The organism is Arthrobacter sp. zg-Y1143 (genome assembly GCF_030125565.1).
Lineage (GTDB): Bacteria > Actinomycetota > Actinomycetes > Actinomycetales > Micrococcaceae > Arthrobacter_B.
On the sequence record NZ_JASKLW010000005.1, the window covers coordinates 374,309 to 387,487 of the forward strand.

Annotated in this window: 11 protein-coding genes, 1 pseudogene and 1 riboswitch; of the genes and pseudogenes, 6 read left to right on the forward strand and 6 right to left on the reverse strand. The window is 66.8% G+C overall.

What is annotated here, in order from left to right:
- Position 1: 1 nt before the first annotated feature.
- Together QNN98_RS08340 and QNN98_RS08345 are read left to right on the forward strand one after the other, a co-directional pair.
- On the forward strand, positions 2-2,533 hold the full coding sequence (locus tag QNN98_RS08340; protein WP_227926376.1) for an ATP-binding protein: 2,532 nt from the start codon (positions 2-4) through the stop codon (positions 2,531-2,533).
- Positions 2,530-3,204: a response regulator gene (locus tag QNN98_RS08345; protein WP_227911223.1), complete on the forward strand. Its 675-nt coding sequence runs from the start codon at positions 2,530-2,532 to the stop codon at positions 3,202-3,204. The genes QNN98_RS08340 and QNN98_RS08345 overlap by 4 nt, the downstream gene beginning before the upstream one ends.
- Before the next feature lie 152 nt (positions 3,205-3,356).
- Here QNN98_RS08345 and QNN98_RS08350 read toward each other — a convergent pair whose 3' ends face one another.
- Entirely contained in the window at positions 3,357-4,256 is a 900-nt protein-coding gene (locus tag QNN98_RS08350; protein WP_283996793.1) for a C40 family peptidase, read from the reverse strand.
- A gap of 4 nt (positions 4,257-4,260) precedes the next feature.
- Positions 4,261-4,410: riboswitch (cyclic di-AMP (ydaO/yuaA leader) on the reverse strand.
- 435 nt (positions 4,411-4,845) lie between these two features.
- Between QNN98_RS08350 and QNN98_RS08355 the strand changes: the two genes are divergently transcribed.
- Together QNN98_RS08355 and ligD are read left to right on the forward strand one after the other, a co-directional pair.
- The gene (locus tag QNN98_RS08355; protein WP_283996794.1) at positions 4,846-6,066 is read left to right on the forward strand and encodes an MFS transporter; all 1,221 of its coding nucleotides are present in this window, start codon (positions 4,846-4,848) and stop codon (positions 6,064-6,066) included.
- A gap of 46 nt (positions 6,067-6,112) precedes the next feature.
- A complete protein-coding gene (ligD, locus tag QNN98_RS08360) occupies positions 6,113-7,135 on the forward strand; it encodes a non-homologous end-joining DNA ligase (RefSeq protein ID WP_227911227.1) in 1,023 nt (340 codons plus the stop codon).
- Positions 7,136-7,177: 42 nt separating this feature from the next.
- Here ligD and QNN98_RS08365 read toward each other — a convergent pair whose 3' ends face one another.
- Together QNN98_RS08365 and QNN98_RS08370 are read right to left on the reverse strand one after the other, a co-directional pair.
- The gene (locus tag QNN98_RS08365; RefSeq protein WP_227926371.1) at positions 7,178-7,405 is read right to left on the reverse strand and encodes a sulfurtransferase TusA family protein; all 228 of its coding nucleotides are present in this window, start codon (positions 7,403-7,405) and stop codon (positions 7,178-7,180) included.
- A 33-nt stretch (positions 7,406-7,438) separates the two neighbouring features.
- A complete protein-coding gene (locus QNN98_RS08370) occupies positions 7,439-8,491 on the reverse strand; it encodes a YeeE/YedE family protein (protein ID WP_227911238.1) in 1,053 nt (350 codons plus the stop codon).
- Positions 8,492-8,683: 192 nt separating this feature from the next.
- Here QNN98_RS08370 and QNN98_RS08375 point away from each other — a divergent pair.
- A pseudogene (locus tag QNN98_RS08375) lies at positions 8,684-9,226 on the forward strand (glycosyltransferase family 2 protein); the annotation flags it as partial.
- A 210-nt stretch (positions 9,227-9,436) separates the two neighbouring features.
- On the opposite strand, the gene QNN98_RS08380 reads toward QNN98_RS08375, so the two are convergent.
- Positions 9,437-10,369 carry an alpha/beta fold hydrolase gene (locus QNN98_RS08380; protein ID WP_227926369.1) on the reverse strand — a complete coding sequence of 311 codons (933 nt, stop codon included), beginning with the start codon at positions 10,367-10,369 and terminating at the stop codon, positions 9,437-9,439.
- A gap of 185 nt (positions 10,370-10,554) precedes the next feature.
- Between QNN98_RS08380 and QNN98_RS08385 the strand changes: the two genes are divergently transcribed.
- The gene (locus QNN98_RS08385; protein ID WP_283996795.1) at positions 10,555-11,367 is read left to right on the forward strand and encodes a lysophospholipid acyltransferase family protein; all 813 of its coding nucleotides are present in this window, start codon (positions 10,555-10,557) and stop codon (positions 11,365-11,367) included.
- An 89-nt stretch (positions 11,368-11,456) separates the two neighbouring features.
- Here the strand turns inward: QNN98_RS08385 and QNN98_RS08390 are convergent, their stop codons facing one another.
- Both QNN98_RS08390 and QNN98_RS08395 read right to left on the reverse strand, forming a co-directional pair.
- Positions 11,457-12,296, reverse strand: a complete 840-nt coding sequence (locus QNN98_RS08390; protein ID WP_227911246.1) for an SDR family oxidoreductase — start codon at positions 12,294-12,296, stop codon at positions 11,457-11,459.
- Positions 12,297-12,370: 74 nt separating this feature from the next.
- A complete protein-coding gene (locus QNN98_RS08395) occupies positions 12,371-13,024 on the reverse strand; it encodes an SDR family oxidoreductase (RefSeq protein ID WP_283996796.1) in 654 nt (217 codons plus the stop codon).
- Positions 13,025-13,179: the final 155 nt, after the last annotated feature.

Below are 13,179 nucleotides of genomic sequence, written 5' to 3' on the forward strand. Positions count from 1 at the left end.
CATGACGCGGGGACAACTAAGGGTATTTCTGGGGGCGGCGCCCGGCGTGGGGAAAACCTACGCCATGCTCGAAGAAGGGCACCGCCTCCACGGGGAGGGCCTCGACGTCGTTGTGGGCCTGGTGGAAACCCACGGCCGGGCCGGCACCGCAGCTTTGACCGCGGGGTTGGAAACCCTGCCTCGGATCAACGTGCCGCACCGCGGACTGGACCTGGCGGAAATGGACCTGGATGGCCTGCTGGCCAGGCGTCCCGGCTACGCGCTGGTGGACGAACTGGCGCACACCAACGCCCCCGGGCTGAGGCACCAGAAACGCTGGCAGGACGTTCAGTCGCTGCTCGACGCCGGCATCAACGTCCTGTCCACGGTGAACATCCAGCACATCGATTCACTCAACGACGTCATTGAGCAGATCACCGGCACCCTGCAGGCCGAAACGGTGCCAGATGCCGTGCTGCGCGAGGCGGACCAGGTGGAGCTGGTGGATCTCGCCCCGCAGTCCCTGCGGGGCCGGCTTTCCGAAGGATGCATTTATCCGGCCGAACGGGTGGACGCTGCCCTCTCCAACTATTTCCGGCTGGGGAACCTGACGGCACTGCGCGAGCTGGCCCTGCTGTGGCTGGCGGACGAAGTGGATTCGGCGTTGAACCGGTACCGGGCCGAGCACGGCATCAACCGTAAATGGGAGGCGCGGGAGCGGGTGGTGGTGGCCCTGACCGGCGGCCCCGAAGGGCACACCCTGCTGCGCCGCGGTGCACGGATTGCCGCCCGTTCCGCGGGCGGCAAGCTGCTTGCCGTGCACGTTTCCGGGAACGACGGGTTGAGCGGCCCGCAGCCCGGCGAGCTCGCGGCCCAGCGGGCGCTGGTGGAAAAGCTGGGCGGCAGTTTCCACCAGGTGGTGGGCAATGACATTCCGCAGGCCCTGGTGGACTTTGCCCGCGGGGTCAACGCCACGCAGCTGGTGATCGGCGTCAGCCGCCGGCCCCGGATTGCCGCCCTGCTGTCCGGTCCGGGGATCGGGGCGACGGTCATCCGCGAGTCGGGCGACATTGATGTGCACATGGTCTCGCATTCGGCCGCTGCCAGGACCCTGGTGCTGCCGCACCTGGGCAGCGCCCTCTCGATGCGCCGGCGCCTGCTGGGCTTCGCCTTCGCGCTGGTGGGCGGTCCGCTGCTCACCGCCGCCCTGGTGGCCGCCCAAAGCGCGGAAACCATTACCGGCGACGTCCTGAGCTACCAGCTGCTGGTGATCCTTGTGGCCCTGGTCGGCGGTATCTGGCCCGCATTGTTCGCCGCGCTGCTCTCGGGCCTCACCCTGGACTTCTTCTTCATCTCACCGCTCTACACCGTGACGGTGGCCACGCCGTCGCACATGCTGGCGCTGGGACTCTATGTGGTCAATGCGATGCTGGTCAGCTACGTGGTGGACGCTGCGGCGCGGCGCGCGCGCACCGCCCGGCGCTCCGCCTCGGAATCAGAGCTGCTCGCATCCGTGGCAGGCAGCGTGCTGCGCGGCGAGGACGCCCTGGCAGCACTGGTGGGACGCACCCGGGAGGCGTTCAATGTCAGCGCGGCCCGGCTGCGGGTGGACGGAGCGGATCTGTACTCCGACGGCGACTGGCCGGACAAGGCCGAACCCGAAGACCCTGCGTTCACCCGCCTGCCGGTAGGGGAGAACGGCTTCCTGGACCTCTGGGGCCGCGAACTGGCTGCCTCAGACCGCCGGCTGCTGGCGGTCATCACCGCGCAGCTGGAGGCAGCACTGGAGCACCGGGAACTGACCGAAACCGCGCGCGGCCTCGGCTCGCTGGCCGAAGCCGACAAGGTTCGCACGGCCCTGCTGGCCGCCGTCGGGCATGACCTGCGCCGGCCGCTGACCGCCGCCACTGCCGCCGTCACGGGCCTGCGCGCTACAGACGTCACCTGGTCCGAACAGGACCGGAACGAACTGCTGGCCACGGCGGAAGAGTCCCTTGCCTCGCTGTCCGGCCTGGTCACGAGCCTGCTGGACGTCAGCCGGCTCCAGGCCGGGGTGGTGGGCGTGAGCCTGGCACCGGTGGACGTGGCCGACGCGGTGCTGCCGGCACTGGAGGAGCTGGAACTGGGCCCCGCCGAAGTCGAGCTGGAAATTCCCTCCGTCCAGCGCACCGTCACAGCTGACCCGGTGCTGCTGCAGCGGGTGCTGGTGAACCTGCTGGCAAATGCAATGCGTTTCAGTCCGGAGGGCAGCAAGACGGTGCTGTCCGTCAGCGAGTTTGCCGGCCGGGTGGAAATCCGCGTCATAGACTCGGGTCCCGGTGTTCCCGAACAGCGGAAGGGGGAAATATTTGTTCCCTTCCAGCGGCTGGGGGACACGGATAACTCCACCGGACTGGGGCTTGGCCTGGCACTGGCAAAAGGATTTACGGAAGGAATGGGCGGAACACTGGAAACCGAAGACACCCCCGGCGGCGGGCTGACCATGGTCCTCTCGCTGCCGGCTGCAGCACGGGTTTCCATCCCGGGACGGTCCAATCGGGCGGTGGCGGGATGAAGATTCTGATAGCGGACGACGACGTCCAGATCCTGCGCGCCCTGCGCATCACCCTGGGCGCGTACGGGTACGAGGTAGTGACGGCTGAAAGCGGCAGCGCTGCCATCCGGAAGGCGGTGGACACGCATCCGGACCTGCTGGTCCTGGACCTGGGAATGCCCGGACTCAGCGGGATGGACGTTATTGAAGCGGTCCGCGGGTGGAGTGCGGTGCCCATCCTGGTGGTGTCAGGCCGGGTGGACCCGGCAGACAAAGTCCGCGCCCTGGACCTGGGGGCTGACGACTATGTGACCAAGCCGTTTTCCACCGAGGAGCTGCTGGCCCGGATCCGTGCCCTTTCCCGCCGGGTGCCGGCCGCCGCCGGGCCCAGCGAGATCACGTTCGGCGCGGTCCGCGTGGACCTGGCCGCCCGGCGGATCGCCCGCCTCAAGGACGGCGCCGACGTCCGGCTGACGCCTACCGAGTGGCGCTTCCTCTCCGAACTGCTGGCCCATCCCGGGATGCTGGTGACCCAGCAGACCCTGCTGCACAACGTGTGGGGTCCCGGAACAACGGACTCCGGCTACCTGCGCCTGTACATCGGCCAGCTGCGGCGGAAGCTGGAGGCCGATCCGGCCAGTCCCGCCCACCTGCTGACCGAACACGGCATGGGATACCGGTTTGTGCCCTGACGGCCCGCTCCGGTCCGCGGGATTCCACAAGGGCCGGGGCAGATAACGTCAAGGACACTTAACAACAGAGCGTCCGTTCCCGGGAAGGGAACGGACGCTTTGTTTGGTCAGCGGACTAACGCCTGCCGGCCGTGCGATAGGGCGGTGAAGCCTTATGCGCGGTAGAACACGGGGCCGGAGCCGACGTTGACGGACTGGACTACGGTCTGGTTGCCGTTCCAGCCGCTGTGGATGGCTTCGCCGTTGCCTACGTAGATGGCAATGTGGGCCAGGCCCATGCCGCCGTCGGCGTAGTAGACCATGTCGCCGGGCTCCGGGGTGGAGACCTGGGTGCCGTATGCCGCCAGCTGGGCGGGAGCAAGGTCGCCTACGGAGTGGCCGGCGGCGCGGAGCGCAACCTCAACCAGCACGGTGCAGTCCTGGGCTGCGCCCAGCTGCGAGTAGGCCGAGGCCAGCATGATGGCGTTGGTGCCGCCCACCGGTGCAGCGGCCGGAGACGGAGTCACGGAGGTGGCCTGCGTGCTGATCACACCGGTGTTGGCGGCAGCGGCCTGGACCGGAGCGGCGTAAGCCTCGGTGGAGTAGGACGCGGCAGCGTAGCTGAGCTCGGGGGCAGCAGCAGCGCCGTCACCGGACAAGGTCACAACGTCACCGGGGTAGATGACGGAGGCCATGGACAGGCCGTTGAGGGAGAGGATGTTCTCCAGGCTCGTACCGTAGGTGCTGGCGATGGCACCGAGGGTGTCACCGGCAACTACGGTGTGGGTGGAAGCGGCCGCCGGAGCGGCCACGGGAGCAGCCTCAACCACGGGGGCGGCAACCGGAGCAGCCGGAGCGGCCGGTGCCGTGGTCTGGGTGGGTGTGTAGTTGTCGTTGGCCACAACGCCGGCGGAGGCCGGTGCGGCCATACCGAGCATCAGGCCCGAACCTGCGGCGACAACGGCCGCGGTGCTGCCGATGGTCCGTCCGCGGGTAGCGGTGGCCAGTGAGATGGTGGACCATACGCCGGTGGTCTCGGCGCGGTGGCGTCCCTGGGACTTGTTGAAAGACATGTAGATAACCTCTCCCGATACCTGCGAGGTGAGCTGTCGGATGCGGATGGGAGTCACCCGGCCGACCGGACTGAATCCGGTTTGGCTTAACCCCAAGGATTCAAGGAACCCGTAATTGGTTCCCCCGCCTCTGCCGTGGTGGTGCGTTCTGTGGACCCCGGACCAGCGGCAGAGCTAGGTAACAAGCCCGGGGGAGCCGCATCAGAAAGCGGCATGCGTTCAACCATACGAGACGGTTACGGTTGGATAACCATTTAGTGATCAGCTTCTCTGGAGGGTGTGAGTGGCGCCGCTGTGTGCTAGGCGCAGGAAATTACTTTGCTCCTGTTTAGTCACTCTGGCACCGGAAATTCCGGGCCGTTCAGTCTCGGTCCGGCTGCTGCGGGGCCGCATCCGGGTGGCGGTGGGCCCGGGAAGTGATACATGTGTGGTTCCTGATGCCCCTGATGGCTTTTCCACTACCCCGCAGTCCTGTGGCCTTCGTCGCTTTTTCCTTCCGCAGCAGCCCGGGCGCCCGTGTCCGCGCGTAAGATCGTTAGGTCGCCTTCCAATCGGTGGCGGCGCGTATCGGAGAAAACAGGAGAACGCAGTGGCTGGCAGCGGTCAGAAATTATGGACCAAGGGATTTGTGCTGGCGATCATCACCAATCTGTTCCTCTCAATGGTGTTCTACCTGCTGATGACCAGCATGGCCCTGTATGCCGTTGAGGAATTCACGGCCTCGGACAGCGCCGGCGGCTTCGCATCCGGTTCCTTTGTTATCGGCGCCCTGCTGGCCCGGGTTTTCGCGGGCAAGTTCCTCGACTTTGTCGGACGGCGCCGGCTGCTGATTGTCAGCCTGGCCGTCTTCGTTGTGGCCGCACTCCTGTACATCCCGGCGGACAGCCTGGCCCTGCTGCTTACCGTGCGGATCATCCACGGTGCAGCGTTCGGCGCGGCCAGCACGAGCCTTTCCGCGTCCGTGATGGGGCTAATCCCGATCAACCGGCGCGGGGAAGGCACCGGCTACTTCGGCATTTCGACCACACTGGCCACCGCCGTCGGGCCGTTCCTCGCCGTCATGCTGGTGGATTCGGTGAGCTACCGCGCCCTCTTCCTGGTCACCACCGCCTGCGCCGCGGTCGCACTTGTCCTGTCCCTGGTGCTGCGCCTGCCCGAGCGCACGCCCACGCCGGAGGAACAGAAGAACAAGTGGCGGATGCACCTGACGGACATCATTGATCCCGGAGCCTTGTCCATTGCCTCCGTAATGTTCATAGCCGGCGCCGCCTACGCGGGGGTCCTGTCCTTCCTGAACTCCTACGCCCAGTCCGAGGGCCTGGTCCTAGGTGCCAGCCTCTTCTTTGTGGTCTATGCCGCGGTGGTGCTGGTGTCCCGGCTCTTTGTGGGACGCATCCAGGACCGCCACGGCGACAATGCCGTGATTTACCCGACTCTGGTGTCCTTCGCCGCCGGCCTGGCCCTGCTTGCCTACGCACCCAACAACGCCGTGCTGGCCGTGGCCGGGATCTTCCTGGGCTTCGGATTCGGCGCCCTGATGCCGTGCGCCCAGGCGATCGCCGTCAGCATGGCACCGGCGCACCGGATCGGTCTGGCCACCTCCACGTTCTTCATCCTCATGGACGCAGGCATTGGCGTGGGGCCGCTGCTGCTGGGCATGCTCCTGCCGGTTACCGGGTACCACGGAATGTACTGGGTGCTGGCCGCCGTCGTGCTGGCATCCACCGTGCTGTACCACTTTGTGCACGGCCGCAAGAATGTCCGCCCCGGCACACCGGTGGATCCCAAGCTGGGCGTTCCTGCCGCCTGACACGGTAACCTCGTGGATCAAAGGTCCTTAGAGGGGAAGCAGGCCCATGGCACGTGAGGAAACCACCCTGACCGTTCCCGGTCCGGAAGGGGAGCGGCAGGTCCGCATCTCCAGTCCGGGGCGGGTGCTCTGGCCCAAGCCGGGCATCACCAAACTCGACCTGGCCCGTTACATGGCCGAGGTGGGCGAGGCCTTCATCCGCGCCAACGGCGACCGGCCGGTGTCGCTGGAACGCTTTCCGGAAGGCATCGGCGGCGAAGTCTTCTTCTCCAAGAACCCGCCGCGCGGCATGCCGGACTGGATGCGAGGGGTCACCGTGAAGTACCCCAGCGCCCGGTCCCATCCGCAGGTGGTGCTGGACGAGCCGGCCGCCGCCGTCTGGGCCGTGCAGATGAACACCGTGGTGTTCCATCCGTGGCCGTCCCGGGCGGAAGACACGGACAACCCGGACCAGCTGCGCATAGACCTGGACCCGCAGCCGGGAACCGATTTCAACGACGCCGTCCGCCCGGCCCAAGAGCTGCGCACCATCCTGGCCGAGGCCGGCCTGGAGGCATTCATCAAGACCTCGGGCAACCGCGGCATCCACCTCTTCGCCCCGATCCGGCCCGAGCATGAGTTCCTGGAGGTGCGGCACGCGGTAATCGCCGCGGCCCGGGAGGTGGAGCGCCGGATGCCGGAGCAGGTGACGACGGCGTGGTGGAAGGAGGAGCGCGGAGAGCGCGTTTTCGTGGACTTCAACCAGGCCAACCGGGACCGCACCATGGCAGGTGCCTACAGTCCGCGGGCCTTGCCGGATGCACCGGTTTCCTGCCCGATTACCTGGGACGAACTGGAGCACGTGCATCCGGCGGACTTCACCATCGCCACCATTCCGGAACGGCTGCGCACGGTAGGGGACCCGTGGGCGGACATGTACCGGAACCCGGGATCCATCGACGTCCTGCTCCAATGGTGGGAACGGGATGTGTCCAACGGGCTGGGCGAGCTGCCGTTCCCGCCGGACTATCCCAAAATGCCCGGTGAGCCGCCCCGGGTGCAGCCCAGCCGGGCACGCCGGAAGGATTAGCTGCAGTACGGGGACTAAAACCGGCAGACGGTCCTGATACCGCTAGGCCTTCTGCACCGTAATGGACCATTCTGCCGGCCCGGTCTTGGCGAAGTCCGTAACCGGGTAGCCGCTTTCCGCCGCCCAGCGGGGGATGGCATCCGTAGCCTGCGTGCAGTCGAAGTTGATCACGAGTTCGTCTCCGGTGTTCAGCGTCTTCATAGCCTCTTTTGCTTCCACGAGCGGGAAGGGGCAGACGGATCCGTTGGTTTCCAGGGTGACCTGAGCCATTGTGGTGTTCCTTTTCTTCTTGCGGGGGTGGGGTTAGACGCCGGCGGGCACGCGGGCCGGAGCAGGCGCCGAGCGGCGGTTGAGGATGGTCAGCTTCGCGGCCAGGCCGGTGCCGAGGATCATAAAGACCAGGGCCGTCCAGCCCTGGAAGCTGAACTGCGCGGTCTGCACCATGGCGTTTCCGATGGTGCACCCGCCGGCCAGCGCGGCACCGATGCCCATCAGGGCACCACCGCCCAAGCTCTTGAGGACGGTGGCGGCGTCGGGCACGCGGACCCGGAACTCGCCGCTGCCCTTGGCCGCAATGTAGGAGCCAAGCAGGATGCCGATCACCAGGAACACACCCCAGTCCACCAGTTCCGGATCACCGGTGACCAGGTAGCCCACCAGCTTGGAGGACGGCGTCGTGATGCCCAGCCCGTCCTGGCGGCCGGTGGCCCAGCTCAGCGGCCACGCGGCAATGGCGATCAGGCCAATCACTACAGCGGTGGCGAAGGCGTTCCACGGCTTCTCGAACAGCAGGTGCGCCAGTCCGGTTTTCGCCGGAGGCAGCGATGCCAGGCGGATCTTCGGCTTGCGCAGGTGGTGGCGGACCGCCAGGCCGACGCCGGCGACCAGCAGGGCCACAAACAGCCAGGGTGATACTCCCAGCACCGAATAGAAGTTGCTCTGTTCCACGGTCACCGAGCGCATGGCCGTGTTGAAGCCGGACAGCGGGCCCGTCTTCATGATGGCCGCGAACAGGGCATAGGCGGCCAGGGCGAACCAGCTGCCCACCAGCCCTTCACCGGCGCGGTAATAGGTGCCGGTTGCGCAGCCCCCGGCCAGCACTATGGCGAAACCGAAGATAAACCCGCCAATAATCGTGGCCAGCCACGGGAATGCGTTGGCGGAGAGGCTGATGACCCCGGCGGCGTCGAGGGCGAAGACGCCGACGCTCTGCACGGCCACCACCACCAGGAAGGCCGTAAGCCAGCGGGTGCTGCGGGTGACCCACACGTCCCGGAACGCACCGGTGACGCAGAAACGCCCCCGTTGCATCACGAAACCGAGGGCAACGCCAACCAGCAGGCCTGAAATAAGCATTGCAACTGCTCCTAGGGGAAGAACCTTTTGGGGCGGGTATCCGCCGCGGTTCAGCAACGCTAGTTCCGCAGGTTTCCCGCAGCCAAGGAATATGGCCCGGCATTACCGCGGGTTAAGCCCTGTGACGTGCCGGTGGACACTGCGCGTGGCAGAATCGACAAAGCCCCACCCGGACCGGGCCGTCAGGATGAGATGTCGACTATCTCGGTGGTAATTCCCGCCCGCAATGACGCGGCGATGCTCGCCGTCTGCCTGCGGGCACTGGCGCAGCAGACGCGGGTACCGGATGAGATTGTGGTGGTGGACAACGCCAGCACCGACGGCACCGCGGCCGTCTGCCGTGCCGCAGGCGTCCGGCGCGTCTATGAGCCCAACGTCGGAGTGGCTGCGGCAACCTTCCGCGGATTCGATGAGGCAAACGGGGAATGGCTGGCCCGGCTCGACGCCGATTCGGTGCCGCCCCCGTCATGGCTGGCGCAACTGGAGGCGGCCATGCTCGACGCCGGTGAAAACACCGCGGTCACGGGACCCGGCGATTTTTACGGCTCCGGCTCACTGATCCGCTGGGTTGCGCAGAATCTGTATATCGGCGGCTACCGTTGGTCCATGCGCCTGCTCATGGGGCATCCGCCGCTGTTCGGGTCGAACTTCGGCTTCCACCGCAGCATGTGGTCCCGCCTCCGCGGACGGGTGCACCGCGGCGCCCCTCCCGTGCATGACGACCTGGATCTGGGGTACCAGGTGCGGGCGGAGATGGATGTCCGCTGGGACCGGCACCTGCGGGTGGGCGTATCCGCGCGGCCGCTGTACACCTGGGCAGACGTGTACCGCCGGGTGGCCATGGCGTACGTGACCTTCAAAGTGGATTTCCGCGGCGAACCGCCGCTGCGCCGCCTGCGCGAACGCCGCCGGTACCGGCGGGCGGTGCGGCGCCGGCTGCGGAGTTCACGGCGTGCCCGGCGCCGCGGACCGGTACATCCGCAGCAGGTCGCGCGTGAGCTGGTGCGGAGATTCCTCGCACGGGCTGTGCCCGCTGCCGTAGGCGGCGAACGAGGCGCCGATGCTCGCGGCAAATTCGCGGTGCAGCCGCACCGGCCACACGTCATGTTCGCCGACGGCGACGAACTTCGGCAGCGTGGACGCCCCCAGGGCGGCCCGCAGGTCCGGGGCATGGCGCATCAGCCCCACCATGTCCCGGACGGAGTCCCGCCGGGTGACGGTGAACCGGTGGTTGACCAGCTTCATCCGCCCGGCGTCGGCCCGGATGAAGTTGCGCCGCACGCCCCAAACAATCAAGTCGGCGCTGAGGCGGTCGCTGACCAGCGGTGCGAGCCAGCCGATCCGGCTGACGCCCCGGAAACTCTGCCCGCCGCGCGGCGGGCAGCCAAGCAGGGTGATGCTGCGGAACAGGTCCGGCCGCCGCAGCGCCGCAAGCTGGACTACGACGCCGGCGAATGAGTACCCCACTACGTGCGCCGGTCCGTGGACGGCCAGGACGGCAAGCAGGTCCGCGATAAACAGGTCGTAGTCGTACCGGCTGCGCGGCGGGTCCAGGTTTTCGGGGCCGGCGGCGGCCGACTCGTACTGGCCGGCCAGATCAAAGCTGAAGGCGAAGTACCCCGCAGCAGCCAGCCCGGGGAGCATCAGGGAGAAATCTTCTTTCGAGCCCATGGCCCCGGGCACCAGGATCACTGCCGGATCCTCCGGATCACCCATGCTTAGAGCCGCCAGGGAACCGCTGGGGGCGTCGAAGCGGGAGCGGACCGACCCCCGGGGATGCAGCATCCAGTCCACGTTGCCCAGGCGTGCATCCTCCAGCGCGGCGGGATCCAGGGCAGCGGGATCCGAGGCAGGCGTGGCTTTCCCGCGAATGGCCATGGCTCAAAAGATAGCCCTCCGCACGGCTCCCGTCTGCTCCCCGGCGCCGCGGGGGAGCCGCGGGCAACGAAAGGAGGCCGGCGGCAACGGGGGGGGGCGGCAACGGGATCGGCAACGGGGACGGCGTGTCCACGGTAGGATTTTATTGCCTGCCCCGAATTTCCCCCCAAACTCAGGAGCCGACGTTGCCTTCCAAGCGTTCCCCCAACAAGTATGTGTACCGAAGCATCGTGTTTACGGGGCTTGCAGCCCGCGCCATTTTCTCTGTTCCGGTGATCCCGTCCGGGCTGGAGAACCTTCCGATGGCCGAGGAAATCCGCGGCTTGGACCGGAAAGTGGTCCCCGGCAAGGGCGCAGTAGTAGCCATCACGCATTTCGGTTATCTGGACTTCGCCTTCGCAGAGCTGCTGATGTGGCGCAAGCTCAAGGTCCACATGCGCTTCCTGGTCACCAAGAAGGCCGCCAGGAAGTCCTTTGTGAAGGCTGTATGCGACTGGTGCGAGCACGTCATTGTGGATCGTGCCGACGGCGCAGCGGCGTATACGGAGTCGGTTGAAAAGCTCCGCGGCGGCGATTATCTCGCGGTGCTGCCCGAAGCAGGCGTCAGCCGCAGCTTTACCGTCCGCGAGCTGAAGACCGGTGCGGTGCGCATGGCCGCCGAAGCGGGCGTGCCCATCATTCCCGTCTCCGTGTGGGGCGGTCACCGCATGATGACCCGCGGGCACGGGCTGAGCATCAAGTCCGTCTGGAAGAACCCGGTGCGCGTGCACGTGGGCGAAATGATCCGTCTCGACGGCGACGTGGACGTGGCACAGGAGACCCTCCGCCTGCAGGAGGCACTGCAGGTCGGTATAGACCATTGCATTGACACCTACCCGGTGGCTGCCGAACCCGGTGCATGGTGGATGCCGCGCAGCCGCGGCGGCAGCGCCATGGCCCTGGAAGAGCAGCGGGTCCTCGATGCCGCGGACCGGGAGAAGTACAAGATCACCGGCTAGCTTTTCCGGGCGTGCCAAAAAAAGGACCAGCCGTGCGGTTTGCACGGCTGGTCCTTTTGGTTGCGTACGGCTTTCAGCGGCCGCCGGAACTAGAGGATGGGATTTCCTCCGGTAACGGCAATTCGGGCACCTGAAATGTAGCTTCCGTCATCGGAGGCGAGCAGCACGTAGGCCGGCGCCAGTTCAGCGGGCTGGCCGGGACGCCCCAGCGGGGTGTCCGCACCGAAGGAACCCACCTTGTCCGCCGGCATGGTGGCGGGGATCAGCGGGGTCCAGATGGGTCCCGGAGCCACGCTGTTCACCCGGATTCCCCGGTCGCCAAGCAGCTGCGACATGCTCGCGGAGAAGTTGGCAATGGCGGACTTGGTGGCTGAGTACGGTGCCAGGGTGGGTACCGGCATATCCGAATTGACGGACGAGGTGCCGATGATGGAGGACCCCGGACCCATGTGCGGCAGGGCGGCCTTCACCAGATAGAACATCGCGTTGATGTTGACCTTGAACGTGTACTCCCACTCCTCGTCCGGGATGTCCTCAATGTTTTCCCGGTCCATCTGGAAGGCGGCGTTGTGAATCAGGATGTCCACCTTGCCGAACTCTTCCACGGCAGTGCTGATGACCTTCCGGCACTGCTCAGCAGTGTCCAGGTCCCCGCGGACCAGGACTGCCTTCCGTCCTGCTTCCTCCACGAGGCGCGCAGTGTCGCGGGCGTCTTCGTCCTCACTGAGGTAGGAGATCAGCACGTCGGCGCCCTCGCGTGCGTAGGCAATGGCCACGGCGCGCCCGATCCCGCTGTCACCGCCGGTAATGACCGCTGCCTTGCCGGTGAGCTTGCCGCTTCCGCGGTAGGTTTCTTCACCGCAGTCGGGGACAGGCGTCATCTCCTTCTGGGTTCCCGGTACTTCCTGCTGCTGCTCCGGCTGGTTCATGGTGTTCCTTTCGGATGGGGGGTGTTCGGGACCTTAGGCGGTTCCGCCGGCACAACGCCAGCGAGAGACCCGGCTCAGGCGAGGGAGTCCAGGGCCTCTGCCACCGGCGTCGGGCCGTTGTTGAACTCGATCGTCCGGCCGATGGTTGCGGGACGGTCCAGGACCTCGGCGGCCACATGGGCCACGTCTTCGCGGGAGACCTGCCCGCCGGTGATGCCCGGCCCGGTTTCGATCCGACCGGTTCCGGGGTCCATGGTCAGTGCGCTGGGACCGAGGATTGTCCAGTCCAGGTTGCTGGCCTTGAGGTGTTCATCGGCGTCCGCCTTGGCCTCGGCGTAGGAGTAGAAGGAGTCGTCTTCAGGAACGCCGTGGTTTTTGCCGGCCCCGAAGTAGGAAACCATCACATAGCGCCGGGCACCTGCGGCCTCGGCCGCGTCCATGGAGCGGATGGCGGCATCACGGTCGACGGCGTAGGTGCGCTCAGCGCTGCCGCCGCCTGCACCCGCAGTCCAGACGACGGCGTCGGCCCCGTTCAGCAGCTCGGTGAGCTGTTCCGTGGAGAGGTTTTCGACGTCGGCGACCACCGCGTCGGCCCCGGTCTGTTCCACGTCGGAGGTGTGCTCCGGATTGCGGAAGAGCGAGCTGACCTGGTGTCCGGATGCGGTAAGCCGGCGGGCGAGGTGCAGTGCGACTTTTCCGTGCCCTCCGATAATGGCGATGCGTGACATTCGACATTCCTTTCGTTGATTACGGTTCCGTTCCTCCACCATAAGCATGCTGTCGATATTTTGCGGAGTCGGGCCGGGTGCGTCCGCCCTCGGCTTAGCTCATTTGCCAGCGGAAAGGGGGTGCAGCCGTAGCCCGCGCTTGGCCGGCGCGGATA